Here is a 19,135-nt window from a genome sequence, read left to right on the forward strand (position 1 = left end):
GCGAGCGTGATGGCTTTGACCTAGTGTTCGTCGACGAATATCACTACTTCACGGCAGCATCTTCAAGCCGCTGCAGCAGTGCAATCGACTCCGTAGCGGCAAGCTCGGGAAAAAGCCGGAGGCCGTACCGCATCTGCATCGCCAGCCCGCCGGCGCTCGTGAATCGCGGACGCACGATGTCCACGTGTTTCAGCACGTCCCGCAAACCTTCGTCAAGTGTGTGGAACCGGACCTTGATGGGTCTTGAAATCTGTCGAGCTGCTGCCTTGACCATGCCAACGCGGGATATTGCGTGGACATCCGAGAGAACGTTGTAGGCGTTCGGCTCCGTGGGCTTGATCACCTTGCGCGCAGCGTCGTTCCCGTAAAGGCAGGCAAGGAAGAGCATCACGATCGCGTCGTTGGCGGCCAGGCTGGTTTCTAGCGCGAGCGAAACGAGTTCGTTTTCGACGCCACGACGCTTGCGCGCGGCGATCTTCTGAACAACGAGCGGCGCTGCCTTTACGAGGAATTCCGCCCGTTCATCCCACTGGCTTTCTCGCGAGCCGGTAAAGATCTGGGCCACCAAGTTACTGAGCACCCGGAGATAGACCGAATCTGTGCGTGCCCGCAAAAAGAACTCTGCGATCGCATCTGTTTCCTCAATAAGGCAGTCAACCTTTTCCCCGATGCTATCTGCGTTACCGCGCGCCCCTTCCATGATGGACAGCAGTGCGCTGATGCTGTGCTGCGGGACATCGAGCGCCCGCAACGTTACAAGGTCGGCCTGCTTCTTGGCGTTTGGTGGCTCTCTGCCGGCGACGGCGTCCTTGATGAGCGAGACAGCGTTGCGGTCGAGCAGAAAGAGGGTCTCAGTTTCCATAGGCGGCGGATCGTCAGGCATCCAGCGCGTCTTCGCGCGCAAGGAACAGGTCGTGGTGGCGCTTCAACCGATCCGGGGACGGCTGATCGTCCGGATCGGCAGGAAGCGCAACGAGGCGGCGGCCGCGGTACTGCGCGTACTCCGTCCGTTCCAGTGACCGCGAAACGGCCACTCGCCCGCCCGCATCGACGGCTATCAGGTGCAGATCGAACAGCGTGTGAATATCGGCGCGCAGCGCGAGCCCGTTGGAGGTCGTGTAGTTCGTTTCGAGTGCATGCGGGACAATGTGAGCCGCCTCGAGCAGCGGTTCGACCGTTGAGCCGCTGACGGCGCAGGTGCTGTCGTAGGCGCTGAGAAGACGGTCGCGGAATTCGGGCTGGCCACGGCGGGTCTTGATGGCGACGAGTTGCCGGTTCTCACCGTCCTTGCTGTCGTCGGCGGTGCCGTCCGCCGCCGCGTCGTCACTGGCCGCTAACGCGGCAGCTTCGTCTGCAGGCTCGGCGTCCGCTTGAGGTCCGTCAGGTGGTACGGACGCGAATCGGCGAAAGTCCACGTACTGTTGCTCGAGGTTGTGGCCGACCGTCCGCCATCCTGCGCGTTGCCACGCCACGGCGTGGACGTGCGAGTCCGTGTTGCTCCAGAACGGCGGGTGCTCGTAAGCGGAGGGGGGCAGCCCCTTCGGAAGCATAGTGTTGATCTCTTCAAAGGTGAGCCGGACGGTATCGCCGGTCAGGCTGCGCAGATGCGCTTCAAGGGCGTCGTATTTCGCCATGTCGTGATGGGTAGCAGCGCTGGTCCGCTGGAGGATGGGCTTCGGAATGGACAGCATAAGGGTAAGGGTGAATGAGATCTGATGGGAATAACAGCATCACCCGCAGCGTGGCGCGCGAAAACTCTTCCACACCCTTGAACAACCCCCACCCCCGTCCTAACGCGCGTGCAGGGGCCGCCGTTACCGCCGGCCGAACCGTATTGAACGGCCATGCGCGAACCTAACTGCGTCCTTGTGTGGTGTACCGCACAAAGTAGAAAGCGCATGCAAATACCCGTCGCCTATGCTTCGCGACGGCTCCAAGGGCGGAGCCACCATGTCCCTAAGGCTTCCATGCGAACTAGGAGAACAAAATGGAGATAAAGAACTACAAAGACCTGACATATACGCCGCTCTATGATGGCGTGAGCGCGTCAGAAACGTTTGCGTTCAACGGATTTGAAGCGAAGGTAATTCGCTACGAGCCCGGTGCGAGGGCGCCACGGCACAACCACAGCGGTGACAACCTGAAAGTGGTTCTGCAGGGCGAATTGCGCTTCAATGGCCAGACGACGGGGCACGTCGGAGCGATGTATCCATGCAGCGCACAGGAAGGGTATTGGCTGGAGGCGTTGCCGGAGACTTATGTCCTGCTGGTGCAGGAACCGGGCACGAAGACGGTCCTCATTGACGAGCCGACCGAGTGATCCCCTGCTTCCAGTGGCGGCAGCCATGGGAGCGGCCACCAACGACAGAGACGTGAGGCATCACCAGCCCGGCTTCGCCCGGGTTTGTTTGCAAACGCCTCAATGCCGCTAACTCGAGTTAGCGGCATTGCATTTTATGCAGTGCGGTCAGACAGATCTGCAGCAAGGTCATAAATCGCAGTTCCGCGCTGGTGGTGAAGCCGAAATCGCTCTCGGGGCCACAGCGATCGGCCGATGACCAAAGGGGGAACGGTCGTTCGGATGTCCGTCTTTGCTCGGTTGAGAATGGCCGGACCTGGCCCGACTGCCGCCGACTGATTCGAGCAACGCTCGACCACTGCCGTTGCATTTGGCTTTACCGATACGCCACACCCGAAACTGCGTGTCGCACTGTATCGAAAACTGTTGAATAACGGCGGTTGCTGTTGCAATACCACTTCGAGACCGTATCGCAATGATGCTGGCCGAGCGTTAATCGAATCGGTAGGCGGCCGTCGGCCGTTGAGGGGTCTTTCATGCAAAGGGGCGCTAGGACCCTCAGACGGCAGCTCCACTCGGCAACCCAAATCCAACAACAACTATCGAACGTCAGCAATCCACCCATCCGAACGGTTACGGTTGGACGAGTGGTATTGGACAGTTTATGCATGCGCTGTCATGATCTGCGGCACTAAAGCAACCTGCCGGCGTCCATAGTCGGATTGAGACAGAACGAGAAAAATGAAAGTCCTAGAAGACATCACACCCTTCAAACTTATTACGCTCTTAGTGACGGTGGCCGGGGCGGTAAGTGCAGCCAGCGTTGCTGCAACTTGGCAGTTTTGTCAAAAAACGCAGTCTGACGAGCTGCAAGGCTATAAGGCGGCGCAGGAACTACACCTTAAGGATGCTATTTCGTCCCTTTCGAGCTACGCCGAGGCCGCAAAGCTAACGTCTGACGAGCGAGCAAGACTAACCGCCTTAGATAGGCAGCTCCCGGCTCTGATGAAGGCGAACACAGATATGAAAACGAGGCTCGATGAAGTGACGCGTGACCGCGACAGCCTCAAAGTTACTGTGAGTTCGATGCTCCAAAAAAATACGGAAATCGAGGTGCCTGTTGGCGAGGCGCACTGGATTGTTCCGAACTTGGTCACGATCGGTGTAACTTCCGTCGATAGAAGCTATATTGAGGCGACCTTCAACGGGGCACCGCATCTGCTTGACGTGGGCGGCCAACTACCCTTCGATCTGGCTGGCAAACGGTACACCGTTACGCTGACCAAAATCGAACCGAGTGGAGCGACGTTCGTCGTAACTCTACCGGTCGCGGGCTGAGGCATTTAGATCGGCGAACACAAGTCATCCACGAAGCGTGAACATATAACGGCGGCAGCCAAGGACGACCTTTCGATTTGTTATGGGGTTGAGTCACGCACGGCGATGCGGTTACTCTATGCACGCAGACGACAACCGACTTCTCGCGTGCAACATGCTGATCAAACTCCCGGAGCACGACGTTTCAAGAAGACTGGCTATTGCAGGGTGGATGCTATTTCCCCGGCCAGAAGATGACGATTTGAGACGCCTGTACCGTTCCGCGATTCAGCACGTTCGCGTTATGCATATCCTGAAAGACGCGGGCCAGTCAATTGACCCAGCAGAACAGAAATATAAATGGGTCAAATCCGGGGGCGAAATGATTGCGATTGAACAAAATACCCCGGACCTATCGGCTAAAGAAGCCGGGCCTGCCTTGATCGGATCGCCGGATAAAATCGTTGAATTCTTCGAGGATTACGAAAATTTCTTGCGACGCGCAGATATCGATCTCTTATTCAGGAAAGGAGTTGTTTCGGGGTTAATTCTGCTTGTCTGTTGCTCTTTTCAGAATAAATTTGTGAGGCGATATGGTGATGGAAAGGCTGGGGCTCAAAAAGCCGTGGCCGAAATGACAAAAATCGGGTTGACTTTGGTCAGGGAGTATTTCGGGGATTTCGATGGCGTAGCCCATTTGTGGGCGTCTTGGTTGCTGCGGAAATTTAAGGATGCCGATTTGCGTGTGGACCGAGAAATGCTCAGGGGATTGGGGAGTAGGATTTCAATCGATTTTATGGGGAATGTCACTGTTAGTGAAATTCTGGATGGCGCCAAATCGGCCCTTGTTTTCGGGCGAGGCAAGCTTAATACCGGAGTTGCTATCCTGGAGGGAGTGGATTCCATTGAATTCGATTGGCCCGAAATTTCTTTCGGTCTGGCGGATGAGTTGCCTTCTGCGCTCGTTGACGTGTTCGAGCAATTCAGGCCAGAAAGCAAGCTGAGGCGGTAGGGGGTTTTGGTGTGTCAGCGTGCCTGATACAGGTTACATGCGTGTCTCCGAAGAATAAGCTGCGTCTTGTGCAATCCGCACAGCCAACTGAAGAAGCAAGGAGATGCCGCAGTATGAGCAGAAACTGGTTTGCCCTGATCAAAAAATCGGAAGTGAAATCCTTGACCGGTATGAGTCCGGCTTATATGTACGCTCTTGTCAAAAAAGGACTATTCCCGTCCCCGATTAAAAACGGCCGTTCAAGTTTCTGGGTTTATGGTGAGGTCATTGAGTGGATCGAGCTTCGTCGTAAAGAGCGAGGTGAGGCACATTAATATCGTTCCTATTGAAATGATCGTGCTGACTATCCGCGGCGTCGGGTTGGCAGGGCTGAAAAATGCACGCAGAAATGGTGCATTTTTCAGTTCTGGTCGGACTGAACAGTGTGCGTGAAAGCCGTGTATTTTTCGGTCAGCACCATGCCGAAAAACGCGCGTCAAGGCCGCGAAGTTTTCGTCGCGGGTATGTGCGGGAAGCTCGTGACGCTGCGCCACGCGCCAGACCTTCGCATCCAGCCGTTGGTCGCGTAGGCGCCCTGCAAAAAAGGCTCAGAGGTAGCTCTTTGAGCGGCTTTCAGCGGTCGAGCGGAACCGAAAAATGCAGCAATAGTAACTATTACACTAATCAGCCTACAGCTCACCAGTAGCCAACCCTCACGTACAGCTAGCCAAGCAGTATCAAGCTTCAGTGTGAGGGTACATAAGTATCGGCTACATAGCGCTGGACAGTTCCAGTGTGTGGACCAGTAGTCGTAGGGGTAGCTACTTGCCGCGGATAATCAGCGTGCAGTCACCTTATAACCAAGGAAACTTGCATGTGTGATTCAATGCAAATATTTGTTGGCCTCGCACCGGATATGCCCGACGACGAGTACGAGGCGTGCCGCTTTCCATGGGAGCCTGAAGGATCTAATGGTGTCCGTGGAGAGTTCTATGAGTTTGAGATGAAAAGTCCGATCACTGGCGCCGGATTTAAAATCAAGGCAGTTGGCGTAGGTGGTATCCGGCATGGCCGTATTGGCGGATACTGGCTCAGCGCCAATATCCCCGCTTGTGTGGTCGGGCATAACCGGGAGCTAGTTAATGGCGTGTATTGGGCTGCAAAAATATGCTTTGCGCTTCTCCGGAACTTTCTTGCTAGCCGTGGCTGCACTGTCAAAGGCTTGTCGTATATTGAGTGGGGAAACGTTTTTATTGGCCCATTCACGCTGACCTATTTGGAAGAGTGCGAAAGTAGGGATGCCGCGCTTGAGTTGCTGAACGATATTAGACAGCACGTTGAGGCAGTTCTTAATCATGGCCCGCACTCGCGGCCAGGAATGAAGGCTGCTTACGTAAAGCCGGATGGTGCGGAATGGCCCGAGGATGTTTTCACGCTGTATATTCGGGATCGAGAATTCGGGATTGCCCTTTATGTGAAACAGCCCGGTGTGGCGAAGGCATTTTCGAGGGAGATTGATGAGCCGGAACTAGAATCCGAGGTGGCCGAACGGTCAGGGCGTACTGTGCGAATAGAGGTCACGCCGCACAAAGCGTGGCTGGCAGAAAATGACCTCGACAAGCCGGAGAATTGGCGTAATAACCCTGATGCCTATAAGAAGGTGTTCGGTTTAATGAGGGTGAAAATTCAATTAGGTCGGTCGTGGAGGGTCAAGCGAATGCAGAAAACGTCTGTCAGAAATTTATCGTTGTCACAGGATGATAAAACCTGTCTCCTTCTGCATCTTTCAGGGAAGGACCCTGGCGATTATCCGGTGCTGAATGTGTATCCAGATGCGAACGCGAGAAGCAAGCGCTTTTCTGCGATTCGCAAGCGGGTCTTTGACGAAACCGGCATCGACCTGCGTATTCCGTGGAGGGTGCAGCAAGCAGGGGTGCGCCCGGGGCTGGCTAGTGTGTTCGAGTATCCGGGTGAGTTCGAGCCGCACGAGCACCTCCGGACCGTCGTCTACTCGAAGACGACTGCCCCTGCGGCCTACGAGCGCTTGGAGGAACTGACCGCTGAACTGCTGCGCGCGGGGGCTCACTCCGGTGCCGATGAGGCGCAGGGTGCCAGCGGCGAATCCGCCGACGTTGTAGATGACTGGTCGGACCCGGTGCCAAAGCAGGGCGCATTCGATGGCTGGCAAGATGAGTACGCTGACTGAACGACGATGGACATGACGCGAGCGAATGTGATGATTGCGTCATGTCCCCTTGATCTCGGCCTGCCGGTACGGGGTCCACGGCCGAATTTCGCCGTCTATGCCCAGCGTTGGAGTTCTGTCGCGATGCTTGCAGGAACTCGGGATTCCGTTGCTGGACAGGGGAATGCACGAATTTTGTTGGTATATTTGTTGGTATTTTTGGGATCGAAATTGCCGAAAGCCGCGCCAAGTGACGGGTTTGGTTCAGGGTTCGATTGCTGCAGCCGCACCAAATTCAAAGCGCGTACACGCAAAAAAGGGTCCCCTCGGGGACCCTTTTTTGTTCTGCAAGCAAGTCTCACGGCGCGTTACATGAGCGGCAGTTCGACTACCGCCCCGCGAAATCGCGCGCTGCCTGGCTGCGTTCCTGCCGGCTTAGCCGCCGCAACCGCCGCCGCAGCAGCTCGTACGCGCCGGGGCTGCCGTTTCGGCTCCGGGGATGGAGATCAGCATGTCGATGACAACGCCTTCTGCGGCGCGCTGGACGTAATTGACCTGCACCTGATTGCCATAGCGCTGCTGGATCTGTTGCAGCAGCGGCAGCGGATCGTGGTCGTTGACGAAGCGCATCGTTTCGCCGTGATCGAGCGATTCGAGGGCAGCGAAAATGGATGCGTGGCGCAGGCGCTTCGAGAGACCGCGTGCGTCGAACTGATAAACGTGAGTGCCAGTTTCGGTCATGTGAACTTCCTTTAAAGCCAGATTAGGGGGATCGTGCACACCGGCATGTAACGCCGCACACAGATTGCCTGAAGCTGCGAATTTTACGCCTCGCCGCTGTGGCGCAGGTAAAGACCCCGCGGCTCTGCGTTGTTTTCACGTATTTGCGTTAAGTATTTGAATGTTAATGAATTATATGTGTCTGCACAGGTGCATGCATGCGTGTGATAGTGGATGATTTATTAATCTGCGTCAAAATGTCTGCGGTTCAAATGCCGGATTCAAGTCCGGTAATCCGCACGCGCGATATGGGCATTTCAGATTGCCTCCGTTCATCGGCGCACTCAGGATCGCGAACAATTTCCGCACGATTGCAGCAGCTTCACCACGCACCACGCGCCACAGCAAACTCACCTGGCCGAACTTCCCGCTAGCAGAAAATCCCCGGCAATGTTGCGGCGCGATGTCACTACATGGTTTTAGCCACAATCGCAACGAAAATTCTTGTAAACCTTGATGTCGATCCAGGAGCATGTGAATACTTCATGCGATGCGCATAGATGGCTGCCGGGCGGGATTCGGGGCGTCGAGCGCACCCTGCACATCCGTCGCGGCACGTCTAAACAGGGCGGGCAGGTCAACCGGGCAAGCATGCTTCGGTGTCAGAAATTTTCTCACACTACGAAATGCGCACCAATCTACCGATCACGCAGCAAGAATTTCATTTCCCTCCCGATGCGACGCTCCTGTCCACGACGGACACAAGCAGCCACATCACCTACGCAAACGAGGCATTCATCGAGGTCAGCGGCTACGATACCGACGAAATCCTGGGGCAACCGCACAACCTCGTACGTCACCCGGATATGCCTTCGCAGGCGTTTGCGGATATGTGGGAGACGCTAAAAGCAGGCCTTTCGTGGACTGCGCTGATCAAAAACCGGCGCAAGGATGGCGACCATTACTGGGTGCGTGCGAATGCAACGCCGGTCATCCACGACGGACAAACCGTCGGTTACATGTCGGTTCGCACCAGTCCGGGTCGTGAAGAAGTCGAGGCAGCCGAATCCCTCTACCGCGACTTTCGCGAGAACAAGGTCGGTCTGCGTCGTTTTCGGAAAGGGCTTGTCGTGCGAACCGGGATTCTCGGCTGGATGTCGCTGCTGCAAACCCTGTCCGTGCGTTGGCGAATCGGTGCCAGTACGCTCGCGTCGCTTGCGCTCGTCGTGCTCGCGGCCTGGCTGGCCGGGTTGCAAGGACCGATGCTCGGTGCGTTCTGCGGCGCGGCGGCAGTCATTTCGCTGCTTGCCACGCTCTGGCTCGATGCACAGATCAGCCGGCCGCTCCAGGCGGTGCTGAATCAGGCGCAAGCCGTGGCCGCAGGCCAGCCTGGCGAAAACCGGCACCTGAACCGCGTCGACGAGATCGGCATGATCCTGCGGGCGATCAATCAGTCAGGGCTCAACTTGCGATCGCTGGTGGACGATGTGAGCGGGCAACTCGGCGGGCTCCGGCGGGCCAGCAGTGACATCGCTGCGGGTAACCAGCACCTGAATGACCGCAGCCTTCAGTCGGCTGCCAGCCTCGAAGAGACGGCCGCCTCGATGGAGCAGATGACGGTCACCGTGAAAAACAACGCCGATACGGCTATCCAGGCAAGCCGGCTTGCCGCATCGGCGAGTCAGGCGGCTTCGGATGGCAACGCCGTCGCGCGCGACGTGATCGCAACGATGAGCGAGATCACCGAAGCGAGCAGGAAGATCAGAGAGATCATCACCCTGATAGAAGGCATCTCGTTCCAGACCAACATCCTCTCGCTCAATGCCGCCGTCGAAGCCGCGCGCGCGGGCGAGCACGGACGCGGGTTCGCCGTGGTCGCCGGTGAAGTGCGCACGCTCGCGCAACGGAGTTCGTCCGCGGCCAGAGAGATCACGGCGCTCATTAACGACAGCGTGGCCAAGACGGCTTCGGGCGGCGAACTCGTCGGCAAGGCCGGCGACGCGATGCGCAATATTCTGGGGCAGGTAACGCGCGTCGCCGACCTGATCGGCGAAATCAGCTCGGCGACCAACGAACAATTCTCCGGAATCAGCCAGGTGAACGTCGCGGTCACGCAGCTTGATCAGATGACCCAGCAGAACGCCAATCTGGTGCAGCAGTCGGCCGACGCTGCCGACGATCTGCAGATTCGTACGGGCCGTCTCGTTGAAGCGGTGAAGATATTTCAGGCCGGGGCCGCGGGTGGCGGCCGGTGAGGTAAGTGGTTTTCGTGTTCCGCAGCCACGTCGCATTTCATGTGGATAGGGCCGCGACATAGAGGGTTGCAGCGTTTCGGTTGCAACCCTTTTTGCTTTTCACGCGCCTGTCCGCTATGTCTGCTTCGGGCGCTTACGGAATCGATTGCTTGCGCGCGCAATTGATTCGTATGGCTGATTGATTGTCTCGCGGTGCCTGGCCTCAAGACTGTTACCGCGCGCGTTCGTGCGCTTTCGTGTGCTTCGCCATGCCCGCTCCGTCGATACGAGTCCTACGACTTTCGGACGAGTCGACGCCAGCGCGCAGGTGGACGATGATCATGGCAAGCGGGGGCGGCGAAACATGCCTTCCTGCTCTGCTATATGATGGCGCCGCTCTTGCCGTATCGCTTGCTACCTATTGCCTATGACCGACTTTCCCACTCTCACCTGGCCCGACACGGACGGCCCTCGCAGTGTCCGCTGGCGTTCGGAGGCGGGCGTTGCACCGCCGAAGCGTGTTGTCCTCGCAGACGACCGCACGAGCGCCGACGCCGCCTACCGGCTCGCCTGCGAAGGTACGGCGTTGCTGTGGCGAGGCGACTACCAGAACGCGCGCCAGTTGTTGCAGGCGCTCGCCCGCCGCGCCGATCGCAAGCCGCGCAAGGCGCCGGACTCGCTGCTCGACGCGTTCAATCTGCACCGCCAGGCGCAGTCGCAACGCGCACGCTCGCTGGGCATGGTGCTGATTCCGCTGGAAGGCGACTACACGATTTCCCTGCGCCGCGCGCCCGACGTGAAGCTCGCCTGCGAGGAGGCCTGGGGACCCGCGACGGGCGAGGCGTCCGCAGTGTCGCTGCGCGAACTGCTCGGACTGATCGGTGCGCACGAGTGGCGAAAGAAAGGTGTCGAAATCCCGGCGCTCGATCATGCGCGCATTCACCCGTACTACGGCGTGTTTTCGCCGGTACGCGGCGAGTATGTCGATCTGGTTGCGCGCGTGGCGCTGCCGTCGCTCGACAAGGCGTTCGATATCGGCACCGGCACGGGCGTGCTCGCGGCGGTGCTGGCGGCGCGCGGCGTGAGACAGATCGTTGCGACCGATCAGGACCCGCGCGCGCTCGCCTGCGCTCGCGAGAATCTCACGCGGCTCGGTTACGGCGGGCAGGTCGAGGTGGTGGAAGCGGATCTGTTTCCGGCCGGGCGCGCGCCGCTTGTCGTTTGCAATCCGCCGTGGGTGCCTGCGCGGCCTGCGTCGCCGATCGAATATGCCGTGTTCGATCCGGAGAGCCGCATGTTGCGCGGCTTCCTGGCCGGATTGAAGGATCACCTGGAGCCCGGCGGCGAAGGCTGGCTGATCCTCTCCGACTTCGCCGAGCATCTTGGCCTGCGCACGCGCGAGGCGCTCATGGAGATGATCGTCAATGCGGGGCTGGAAGTGGTTGGCCGCGAGGATATCCGCGCGCGTCATCCGAAGGCAACGGACCGCACCGATCCGCTATACGAAGCGCGCGCGAAGGAAGTGACGTCGCTGTGGCGTTTGAAGGTTCGCGGCGCGTGAGGCGAGGTGAGGTGAGGCGACGCTATTCGCGCGCACGGCCAGGTGCCGCTGTTCGCGCGCACGGCCAGGCGCCGCGGACAAAGTGGCCTGGCCGGTGCACTGGTGAACTGGTGCAATGGTGCGTCAGCGTGAGGCTGCGGCATCGGCACAGTCCAGCGCGCGATGCTCGCAAGCGCATCAGCCCGGATAGGCCTCGTCGACCGTCAGGCCCGCGAGCTTGAAAATCACGCGCAACGTTTGTGGCTTGATTTCGCGGCGTGCTGCAAGCGACGACATCACGAACTCGAGAACCTTTGCATACTTCAGCAGGATCAGGCAGGTCTCGAGATCGGCGGTGCCGTCACGCATGACTTCGGCGATCTGCAGCATCTGTACCGAGATGTCGCGCGCCATCTCGAGCTCAAGTTGCTGCTTTTCCGTCCACTGAGGAAGCGTGACCAGCTTCGTGAGCAGTTCCTGAAATTTCTGTTCGGCGTTTCCGTCGGGTATCGTATTCATTGCGTGCCCCATGCAAGGACGTACAGCGCCGGGCGCATGTTGCGTACCGGTGAACTGCGACGTGCCTGTCCTGTCGACGCCGGTCATTGCCGGAGTGATCTCCCGCACGCGCTGTCCGGCCCGTTGCCGCTCAGTGGCCGTCCAGTCGCGCTCACCGCCGGTGCTACTACCGGTCCTTTGTTGACATGGAGGATCGATGTCCGCCGTGCCGTGTAATCAACCCCTTCCTGCCGCCCGAACGCGGATTCGCATTTCGGGCGTCGCGGGCCAATTGACAGCCTGGTCACGCTTTTTACGTAAAATGGCAGGCCAACCCTACTCCTTCCGTCATCTGTCGCACGTTTCGCGGTAAATGACTCACTACCTGTGCCTGACCCGATGTCCAGCAAGACGTACGAAATCCGCCCGAACCAGTCGATCGAACTCCTCAAGGAGCTTCACATCCTGACGCGCGACGGCAAGATGAACCAGGATAGCCGCCGCAAGCTCAAGCAGGTCTATCACCTGTTCCAGTTCATCGAGCCCCTTCTCAAAGACCTGAAGCAGGACGGGCATGACGTCACGCTCGTCGACCACGGCGCGGGCAAGTCCTATCTGGGTTTTATTCTCTATGACCTGTTTTTCAAGGAACTGCTCGACGGGTCACACATCTTCGGCATCGAGACGCGCGACGAACTCGTACAGCGCTCGCGCGATCTGGCGCAGCGGCTCGGCTTCGGGGGCATGTCGTTTCTGAATCTCTCTGTCGCGGATTCGATTGCGTCGACAGCGCTGCCGTCCACTGTCGATATCGTGACCGCGCTGCACGCGTGCGACACGGCCACCGACGACGCGCTGCGCTTCGCGCTGAAAAAACACGCGCGCTACATCGTCGTCGTGCCCTGCTGTCAGGCCGAGGTGGCGGGCGTGCTGCGGCGGAACAAGGGGAAGTCGCTCGGCGAGGCGCTAACCGAGATCTGGCGTCATCCGTTGCATACGCGCGAGTTCGGCAGTCAGATCACGAACGTGCTGCGCTGCCTGCAACTGGAGGCGCACGGCTATCAGGTGAGCGTGACGGAGCTGGTGGGCTGGGAACACTCGATGAAGAACGAGCTGATCATCGCCCAGTACAAGAATTTGCCGCGGCGGCGGCCCGCCGAACGGCTTACGGAAATCCTTAATACCTTCGGCCTGGCCGACCTGAAGGAGCGCTTCTTCATCGACGAAGGCGCGGCAGCCGCGAGCGTTGCCGAAACCGGCGCCTGATTCTTTCTACTCCTCGCCGTCACGGCGCATCCAGTCGCGCCAGCCTTGAAGCCCGAGGCGGCGCAGTGTTTCCATGTTGCGCTCGTAGATGTCGGCGGCATCGGGGAACGCCTCCACCGCGCGCTCGATGCTGGCTTCGCGAAGCAGATGCAGGATCGGGTAGGGCGCGCGGTTCGTATAGTTCTCGATGTCCTCGGGCGCGGTGCCCGCGAACTGATACTGCGGATGAAAACTTGCGATCTGCAGCGTGCCTTCGAGGCGTAACTGTTCGAGCAGGCGATCCGCGAGCCAGGTCGCGTCGTTGAAGTCGGCGAAATCGGCGAGCGCGTGGGGCAGGATCAGCAGCGTCGTGTCGAGTTGCGCGGGATCGGCTGCATCGAGCGTCTTCAACTCCGCTTCGAGATCGGTGAGGACGCCCTCCAGATCGGTCGCCTCGCTGATCGCGTAGCGGATCTGCTGCTTCACATGCACGCTCTTCGCAAACGGGCACAGGTTCAGGCCGATCACCGCGCGCGTGAGCCAGTGGCGGGTTGCGGTGAGGATTTCCGCGTGTGCGGCGTTGGCGTCGGAGGGCTGGGCGGCGATAGCGTTCATGGCGTGATTCTACCGGGCCCGCGGGGTGGGTCTGTGACTCGGGCCTGTGACTCGGGCCTGTGACTCGGGCCTGCGAGGTGGGTCTGTGACTCGGGCCTGTGAAGCGGGCTTGCACGGCAGGCCTGCACGGTGGGCCTCGCGTGACGCGATGCCCAAGCGATGCCCGGCTTCTACGTTTCGTCTGGCCGCGCCGCCACACCCGGCGCCGGGCACATCGCTTCAATCAGCAGCTTTGCGGTGTGCGGCGCAGCGAGGATCGGGCCGCAACCGGGGCCGTAAGTCTGGCTCGCCGCATAAACCCCTTCGATCAGGAGCGCCAGCGCGTTGGCGAGCGCGGCGGGATTCGTCGCCTGCGCCTCGGTGGCCAGCGTGGTGAGCCGCGCGATCAGCTTCGATTTGTTGTCGGCGACCGCGAGCCGCGCCGGATGCGACGGCTCCGGAAATTCCGCCGCGACGTTGACGAACGGGCAGCCGCGGTAGTGGGGCACAGAAGCACGCCGCGACAGGTCTTCGAAATAGTGGACCAGCTGCTTGACCGGCTCGCCGGGATATCTGGCGAGGTTCGATTCGAAGCGCTCGAAGAATCGATCGTCGCAACGCTTCAGATAAGCAACCACCAGATCGTCTTTCGACGAGAACTGCCGGTACAGGCTCATCTTGTTGAGCCCCGCGCGCTCCACGACGGCTTCGACGCCCACGGCACGGACGCCTTCCCAGTAGAACAGCTCGCCCGCTGCATCGAGCAGATGCTCATGCGCGCGCGCGCCCGCCGTCTGCGTACGCGGTTTGCCCGTGCGGCGGGCGGTGGCGGTCGGTTCGAGTTCGGTCATGACATGCTCGATAAAAGGGATCTGCTTGACATGTTACCGAGCGGTAACTAGTATCGCAACACGCCCTTGTGACCGGTCGGTAACAAGCCGGCGGTGCAGCGTACAGGCGAAGCAAGGCAGAAGAAATAAGGCGGACGAAATCGGGCAGGATGCGGCTCCGCGAGGAGCGACAGGAGCGCGAATGAACTGGGCAGCGAGGTGGGTCGGCGGGCGTTTTCACTACGGATGGCTCGTCGTGGCGGTGGTGTTTCTGGTGTTGCTGGCGGCCGCCGGCACGCGCGCGACGCCGAGCGTGATGATGGTGCCGCTCGAACACCAGTTCGGCTGGAGCCGCGCGACGATCTCGCTCGCGATTTCGGTGAACATCGCGCTCTACGGGTTGATGGGGCCGTTCGCAGCCGCGGCGATGCAGCGCTTCGGCATGCGTCCGACGCTGCTCGCCGCGCTCGCCACGATGGGCGGCGGCGTGGCGTTGTCGTCGATGATGACGCACCCGTGGCAGATGGTGCTGATCTGGGGCGTGATGGTGGGCGGTGCGACGGGCGTCGCGGCACTGGCGCTGTCGGCAACCGTGGTGACGCGCTGGTTCACGACGCACCGTGGCCTCGCAATGGGCATCCTCACCGCAAGTTCGGCCACGGGGCAGCTTGTGTTCCTGCCGTTCCTCGCGGCGATTGCGCAGAAATACGGCTGGCAGCCGGTCGTGCTGGTGGTTGCCGTGGCTGCGGCAGTGGTGATTCCGCTCGTCGCGCTGCTGTTGCCCGAGCGGCCCGCCGACCTGAATCTGCGCCCCTACGGCGAAGGGCACGACATGCCGGTCGCGCCGCCGCAGCCACAGGAGAATCCGCTGAAGATCGCGCTGGGCGCGCTGACGTCGGCGAGCCGCACGCGCGACTTCTGGCTGCTGTTTTTCAGTTTCTTCATTTGCGGCGCGAGCACGAACGGTTACGTTGGCACGCACCTCATCGCCATGTGCGGCGACTACGGCATGACCGAGGTGCAGGGCGCGTCGCTGCTCGCGACGATGGGCATCTTCGATCTCTTCGGCACGACGCTTTCGGGCTGGCTTTCGGACCGCTTCAACAGCCGCTGGCTGCTCTGCTGGTACTACGGCTTGCGCGGGCTTTCGCTGATCTATCTGCCGCATGCGTTCGGAATCGAATTTTTCGGTCTGCCGATTTTCGCGGTGTTCTACGGACTCGACTGGATCGCGACCGTGCCGCCGACGGTGCGTCTCGCCACCGATGTCTACGGCAAGGAACGCGCGCCGGTGATCTTCGGCTGGGTGGTGGCCGGGCATCAGCTTGGCGCGGCGTTCGCGGCCTACGGTGCGGGGCTGCTGCGCTCGAGCCTCGGCACATACACGGTTGCGTCGATGATCTCCGGCGGGCTGTGCCTCGTCGCTTCGTTCCTCGTTTTGCGGATCAACCGCGGCGAGCGCGCCGTTGCTGTGCAAACCGCATAAGCGCGGGCGTTCGAACTGCTGATCTACGTCGAGCGGGTTTCACGCTGCGCGGTTATCCTTATGGGCTCCGGGCGAGCCGCCCTCACACACCGAGGACAGACCAGGCATGACGAAGCAAAAAACCGCACAGACAGCCGTGCCCATCCACGAACTGATCGCAGGGCGCTGGAGCCCGCGCGCGTATTCGAGCGCACCCGTGAGCCGCGAGGCGCTGCATGCGGTCATCGAGGCAGCGCGCTGGGCGCCGTCGGGCTACAACCTGCAACCGTGGCGCTTCATCGTGTTCGACCGCACGGCTGACGAAGTGGCTTTCAAGCGCGCGTTCGCGACGCTCGTGCCGTTCAACCAGAACTGGAATGCGCCCGCGCCGGTGCTGATCGCCGTGACGGCGCTCACGCTCAACGCAAAGGGCGAGGTGAACCGCACGGCGCAATACGACGCGGGCGCAGCGGCGATGTCGCTCGTACTGCAGGCGCACGCGCTCGGCCTCGCGGCGCACCAGATGAGCGGCTTCGACGTCAACGCGTTCCGCAAGGAGTTCGCGCTGCCGAACGATGTGGAACCGCTTGCCATCATCTCGATCGGCCATTACGGCGACGTCGACAAGCTGGATCCGGTGCTGCGCGATCGTGAAAAGGCGGAGCGCACGCGCTCGGCGGTGGGCGACGTGGCCTACGCGAACGCGTGGAAGCAGCCCTTCAAGGCGTGACCGGCATCCGGCACGACGCGCGGCAGGGCTTTGCGCCGCCCATAAAATCGCGATAAACCCCTCGATAAATCCCTGATAAATCCTCGATAAACCCCCAATAAATCCTTAATAAATCCCCATGAGCACCCATTAAATGCGCGGCCTGGCCGCGCGTTTAATGGGTGCTGGCGCGTGATGTGCTGCGATTGCCGCGCGCCGGACTTCTGTGATACAAAGCCCGTCCTCCCCGTCCATACTTGCGCGCGCTCTGCGTGGCGCCCATCTGCCATGACCACGTTCTGCGCGATCGACTTCGGAACCTCCAATTCGGCCGTGGCGCTGCCTGTGTCCCCGGCTGGCGGCGCAATGCGGCTCGCGCCCGTGGAAGGCGAGCACACCACATTGCCGACGACGGTGTTCTTCAACGCCGACGAACACACCCGCGAGTTCGGCCGCGCGGCGCTGGCGTCGTACATCGACGGTTTCGACGGGCGCCTCATGCGCTCGATGAAGAGCATTCTCGGCTCGCCGCTTGCGACCAGCACGACCGATCTCGGCGACGGCAGCGCAATCCGCTACACCGAAATCATCGCGATCTTCATTGAGCACCTGAAGCGCAGCGCCGAAGCCTGCGCAGGCGCGCCGATTACGCGTGCGGTGCTCGGCCGCCCGGTGTTCTTCGTCGACGACGACGCGCGCGCCGACCGCCTCGCCGAGGAACAGCTCGAAGCCGCCGCGCGTGCCGTGGGGTTTCGCGACATCCAGTTCCAGTACGAGCCCATTGCAGCCGCATTCGACTACGAATCGCGCCTCACGCAAGAGGGGCTCGTGCTCGTGGCCGATATCGGCGGCGGCACGTCGGACTTTTCGCTTGTGCGTGTCGGACCGCAGCGCATGCAGCGGCTCGAACGCAAGGACGACGTGCTCGCGCACCACGGCGTTCACGTCGCGGGGACCGACTTCGACCGCCGTGTGGAACTCTCGACGATCCTGCCCGAACTCGGCTACCAGACGCTCGATCCGGAAGGCCGCGAAATCCCCAACCGGGTCTACTTCGATCTCGCGACCTGGCATCTGATCAACACGATCTACACGCCGAAGCGCACGGCCGAACTGAAACTGATGCGCCACCTGTACGGCGACGTGCGGCACCACGACCGGTTGATGCGCGTGATCGAGCAGCGTCTTGGACATGCGCTGGCGGCGCGGGGCGAAGAGGCGAAGATCGGCGTTTCGGCTGGCGGGGAGACGATGATCGATCTGGACGCGGTGGAGGCCGATCTGCGTCTGGCCTTCTGCGACGCGCAACTGATCGAAGCGGGCCGTGAGGAAACGCGCCGCATCGTGCAGGCCGCTCGCGATACGGTGCAGGCTGCGGGCGTTGCGCCCGCCGAGGTCGGCGCACTGTATTTCACGGGCGGCTCGACCGGTTTGCTGTTCTTGACCGAGGCGCTGTCGGAGGCGTTTTCGCAGGCGCAACCGGTGTTCGGCGACAGGCTGGCGAGCGTGGCGACGGGCCTCGGCATTCACGCCCAGCGTCTGTTCGGCTGAAGCGGGAGCGTCTGCGGGCCAGTCTGACGCGGCCTGGCGAGCGGAAGGAAAACGGCAGAAAAACGGCAGAAATGAAAAAACCCCACCTTCAGGGAGAAGCGTGGGGTTTCTCGGTCAGCTAGCCTGACAGGACCGCGTTCCAGCGATCCTGGTGAGCCATGAGCTTAGACCGGCTTGATGTTCGCAGCTTGCTTGCCCTTCGGGCCGGTGCGAACTTCGAATTGAACCTTCTGGTTTTCTTGCAGGGTCTTGAAGCCGTCGACCTTGATTTCCGAGAAGTGCGCGAACAGATCTTCGCCGCCGCCGTCCGGAGTGATGAAGCCAAAGCCCTTTGCGTCATTGAACCACTTGACGGTACCGGTTTCCATATTACTTTCCTAAAAATGAATTGAGGCCGAAGCCCGAGAGGTGCACGAAAATCAAGGAAGGGGTATGGGACCAACCGGAGTACCGTTGATGGGCGAACTACGAAAGACCACTTCACACTCGCCACTTGAAATCCTGCTCGGACTTTATACGGCGAATTCGCGTGAAGGTCAACTGGGGAGCGGGATACGAAAACGTTTTTTTTTAACGTTAGGGTCGTATCAAATTCTTACGAATCTTGCTTACGTAATGATTATTTCGTACTTGACAAGATAATTTTGGCGGCACTGAACGGTGCAACCGGTTAAACTACGCGCCGCGTAGAGGTTGCACTTACGGGTGCAATCGTGAAGGTACGCACGAGGTTGCGACTGCTGTGAAAACCCGCCTGCCTTATATACCGACGGGGTTATCGGCGTCGAACCGTTCTTGGAGATAGAGGAGAACGTGTGAAAAGTTCTATTCAACGGAATATCGGCCCGTTTGCGCTGATGTTTACCGGTCTTGGGTCGATTATCGGCTCGGGCTGGCTGTTCGGCGCCTGGAAGGCGGCGAAGATTGCGGGTCCTGCGGCGATTTGCGCGTGGATCA

Annotated in this window: 18 protein-coding genes; 11 read left to right on the plus strand and 7 right to left on the minus strand. The window is 60.3% G+C overall.

Annotation, left to right across the window (positions count from 1 at the left end; translation table 11 throughout):
* Nucleotides 1-43: 43 nt before the first annotated feature.
* Together EPN59_RS09585 and EPN59_RS09590 are read right to left on the minus strand one after the other, a co-directional pair.
* Nucleotides 44-862: a hypothetical protein gene (locus tag EPN59_RS09585; protein ID WP_293040982.1), complete on the minus strand. Its 819-nt coding sequence runs from the start codon at nt 860-862 to the stop codon at nt 44-46.
* A gap of 13 nt (nt 863-875) precedes the next feature.
* Complete coding sequence (locus EPN59_RS09590) at nt 876-1,634, minus strand: HNH endonuclease (protein ID WP_293040984.1); 759 nt, start codon at nt 1,632-1,634, stop codon at nt 876-878.
* 353 nt (nt 1,635-1,987) lie between these two features.
* On the opposite strand from EPN59_RS09590, the gene EPN59_RS09595 reads away from it, so the two are divergent.
* The 5 genes from EPN59_RS09595 to EPN59_RS09615 all read left to right on the plus strand — a co-directional run bounded on the left by EPN59_RS09595 (nt 1,988) and on the right by EPN59_RS09615 (nt 6,813).
* Nucleotides 1,988-2,320, plus strand: a complete 333-nt coding sequence (locus EPN59_RS09595; protein WP_293040985.1) for a hypothetical protein — start codon at nt 1,988-1,990, stop codon at nt 2,318-2,320.
* 720 nt (nt 2,321-3,040) lie between these two features.
* Nucleotides 3,041-3,637: a hypothetical protein gene (locus EPN59_RS09600; protein ID WP_293040987.1), complete on the plus strand. Its 597-nt coding sequence runs from the start codon at nt 3,041-3,043 to the stop codon at nt 3,635-3,637.
* Between the two features lie 154 nt (nt 3,638-3,791).
* The gene (locus tag EPN59_RS09605; RefSeq protein ID WP_293040988.1) at nt 3,792-4,628 is read left to right on the plus strand and encodes a hypothetical protein; all 837 of its coding nucleotides are present in this window, start codon (nt 3,792-3,794) and stop codon (nt 4,626-4,628) included.
* 113 nt (nt 4,629-4,741) lie between these two features.
* Nucleotides 4,742-4,942, plus strand: a complete 201-nt coding sequence (locus tag EPN59_RS09610; RefSeq protein WP_293040990.1) for an AlpA family phage regulatory protein — start codon at nt 4,742-4,744, stop codon at nt 4,940-4,942.
* A 668-nt stretch (nt 4,943-5,610) separates the two neighbouring features.
* Nucleotides 5,611-6,813: a hypothetical protein gene (locus EPN59_RS09615; protein WP_293045941.1), complete on the plus strand. Its 1,203-nt coding sequence runs from the start codon at nt 5,611-5,613 to the stop codon at nt 6,811-6,813.
* A gap of 414 nt (nt 6,814-7,227) precedes the next feature.
* Here the strand turns inward: EPN59_RS09615 and EPN59_RS09620 are convergent, their stop codons facing one another.
* Nucleotides 7,228-7,533 (minus strand): DUF2249 domain-containing protein, encoded by a 306-nt coding sequence (locus EPN59_RS09620; RefSeq protein WP_293040994.1) that lies wholly within the window; start codon nt 7,531-7,533, stop codon nt 7,228-7,230.
* Nucleotides 7,534-8,198: 665 nt separating this feature from the next.
* Here EPN59_RS09620 and EPN59_RS09625 point away from each other — a divergent pair.
* Both EPN59_RS09625 and EPN59_RS09630 read left to right on the plus strand, forming a co-directional pair.
* Nucleotides 8,199-9,767, plus strand: coding sequence for a methyl-accepting chemotaxis protein (locus tag EPN59_RS09625; protein WP_293040996.1), 1,569 nt, complete (start codon nt 8,199-8,201; stop codon nt 9,765-9,767).
* 406 nt (nt 9,768-10,173) lie between these two features.
* Nucleotides 10,174-11,307, plus strand: coding sequence for a class I SAM-dependent methyltransferase (locus tag EPN59_RS09630; RefSeq protein WP_293040998.1), 1,134 nt, complete (start codon nt 10,174-10,176; stop codon nt 11,305-11,307).
* Between the two features lie 177 nt (nt 11,308-11,484).
* On the opposite strand, the gene EPN59_RS09635 is transcribed toward EPN59_RS09630, so the two are convergent.
* Nucleotides 11,485-11,805, minus strand: coding sequence for a DNA-binding protein (locus tag EPN59_RS09635; protein ID WP_293041023.1), 321 nt, complete (start codon nt 11,803-11,805; stop codon nt 11,485-11,487).
* A gap of 378 nt (nt 11,806-12,183) precedes the next feature.
* Here EPN59_RS09635 and EPN59_RS09640 point away from each other — a divergent pair, with 378 nt between their 5' ends.
* Entirely contained in the window at nt 12,184-13,050 is an 867-nt protein-coding gene (locus tag EPN59_RS09640; protein WP_293041000.1) for an SAM-dependent methyltransferase, read from the plus strand.
* Between the two features lie 6 nt (nt 13,051-13,056).
* Here the strand turns inward: EPN59_RS09640 and EPN59_RS09645 are convergent, their stop codons facing one another.
* Nucleotides 13,057-13,644: a DUF1415 domain-containing protein gene (locus tag EPN59_RS09645; RefSeq protein WP_293041002.1), complete on the minus strand. Its 588-nt coding sequence runs from the start codon at nt 13,642-13,644 to the stop codon at nt 13,057-13,059.
* Between the two features lie 170 nt (nt 13,645-13,814).
* Nucleotides 13,815-14,474, minus strand: coding sequence for a TetR/AcrR family transcriptional regulator (locus EPN59_RS09650; RefSeq protein ID WP_293041004.1), 660 nt, complete (start codon nt 14,472-14,474; stop codon nt 13,815-13,817).
* A 181-nt stretch (nt 14,475-14,655) separates the two neighbouring features.
* Between EPN59_RS09650 and EPN59_RS09655 the strand changes: the two genes are divergently transcribed.
* The 3 genes from EPN59_RS09655 to EPN59_RS09665 all read left to right on the plus strand — a co-directional run bounded on the left by EPN59_RS09655 (nt 14,656) and on the right by EPN59_RS09665 (nt 18,178).
* Nucleotides 14,656-15,939, plus strand: a complete 1,284-nt coding sequence (locus tag EPN59_RS09655) for an MFS transporter (protein ID WP_293041007.1) — start codon at nt 14,656-14,658, stop codon at nt 15,937-15,939.
* A 106-nt stretch (nt 15,940-16,045) separates the two neighbouring features.
* On the plus strand, nt 16,046-16,648 hold the full coding sequence (locus EPN59_RS09660) for a nitroreductase family protein (protein ID WP_293041010.1): 603 nt from the start codon (nt 16,046-16,048) through the stop codon (nt 16,646-16,648).
* A gap of 267 nt (nt 16,649-16,915) precedes the next feature.
* A complete protein-coding gene (locus EPN59_RS09665; RefSeq protein WP_293041013.1) occupies nt 16,916-18,178 on the plus strand; it encodes an Hsp70 family protein in 1,263 nt (420 codons plus the stop codon).
* Nucleotides 18,179-18,342: 164 nt separating this feature from the next.
* On the opposite strand, the gene EPN59_RS09670 is transcribed toward EPN59_RS09665, so the two are convergent.
* Nucleotides 18,343-18,546, minus strand: coding sequence for a cold-shock protein (locus EPN59_RS09670; RefSeq protein ID WP_027797379.1), 204 nt, complete (start codon nt 18,544-18,546; stop codon nt 18,343-18,345).
* Nucleotides 18,547-19,135: the final 589 nt, after the last annotated feature.

The organism is Paraburkholderia sp., from assembly GCF_004298475.1.
GTDB lineage: Bacteria > Pseudomonadota > Gammaproteobacteria > Burkholderiales > Burkholderiaceae > Paraburkholderia > Paraburkholderia denitrificans.

Coding starts and splice junctions, on each gene's coding strand:
- EPN59_RS09605 (WP_293040988.1), top strand. CDS start 3,792: ATGCTGATCAAACTCCCGGAGCACGACGTTTCAAGAAGACTGGCTATT.
- EPN59_RS09615 (WP_293045941.1), top strand. CDS start 5,611: ATGAAAAGTCCGATCACTGGCGCCGGATTTAAAATCAAGGCAGTTGGC.
- EPN59_RS09600 (WP_293040987.1), top strand. CDS start 3,041: ATGAAAGTCCTAGAAGACATCACACCCTTCAAACTTATTACGCTCTTA.
- EPN59_RS09590 (WP_293040984.1), bottom strand. CDS start 1,634: ATGGCGAAATACGACGCCCTTGAAGCGCATCTGCGCAGCCTGACCGGC.
- EPN59_RS09655 (WP_293041007.1), top strand. CDS start 14,656: ATGAACTGGGCAGCGAGGTGGGTCGGCGGGCGTTTTCACTACGGATGG.
- EPN59_RS09630 (WP_293040998.1), top strand. CDS start 10,174: ATGACCGACTTTCCCACTCTCACCTGGCCCGACACGGACGGCCCTCGC.
- EPN59_RS09635 (WP_293041023.1), bottom strand. CDS start 11,805: ATGAATACGATACCCGACGGAAACGCCGAACAGAAATTTCAGGAACTG.
- EPN59_RS09620 (WP_293040994.1), bottom strand. CDS start 7,533: ATGACCGAAACTGGCACTCACGTTTATCAGTTCGACGCACGCGGTCTC.
- EPN59_RS09595 (WP_293040985.1), top strand. CDS start 1,988: ATGGAGATAAAGAACTACAAAGACCTGACATATACGCCGCTCTATGAT.
- EPN59_RS09645 (WP_293041002.1), bottom strand. CDS start 13,644: ATGAACGCTATCGCCGCCCAGCCCTCCGACGCCAACGCCGCACACGCG.
- EPN59_RS09665 (WP_293041013.1), top strand. CDS start 16,916: ATGACCACGTTCTGCGCGATCGACTTCGGAACCTCCAATTCGGCCGTG.
- EPN59_RS09650 (WP_293041004.1), bottom strand. CDS start 14,474: ATGACCGAACTCGAACCGACCGCCACCGCCCGCCGCACGGGCAAACCG.
- EPN59_RS09585 (WP_293040982.1), bottom strand. CDS start 862: ATGGAAACTGAGACCCTCTTTCTGCTCGACCGCAACGCTGTCTCGCTC.
- EPN59_RS09670 (WP_027797379.1), bottom strand. CDS start 18,546: ATGGAAACCGGTACCGTCAAGTGGTTCAATGACGCAAAGGGCTTTGGC.
- EPN59_RS09625 (WP_293040996.1), top strand. CDS start 8,199: ATGCGCACCAATCTACCGATCACGCAGCAAGAATTTCATTTCCCTCCC.
- EPN59_RS09660 (WP_293041010.1), top strand. CDS start 16,046: ATGACGAAGCAAAAAACCGCACAGACAGCCGTGCCCATCCACGAACTG.
- EPN59_RS09610 (WP_293040990.1), top strand. CDS start 4,742: ATGAGCAGAAACTGGTTTGCCCTGATCAAAAAATCGGAAGTGAAATCC.
- EPN59_RS09640 (WP_293041000.1), top strand. CDS start 12,184: ATGTCCAGCAAGACGTACGAAATCCGCCCGAACCAGTCGATCGAACTC.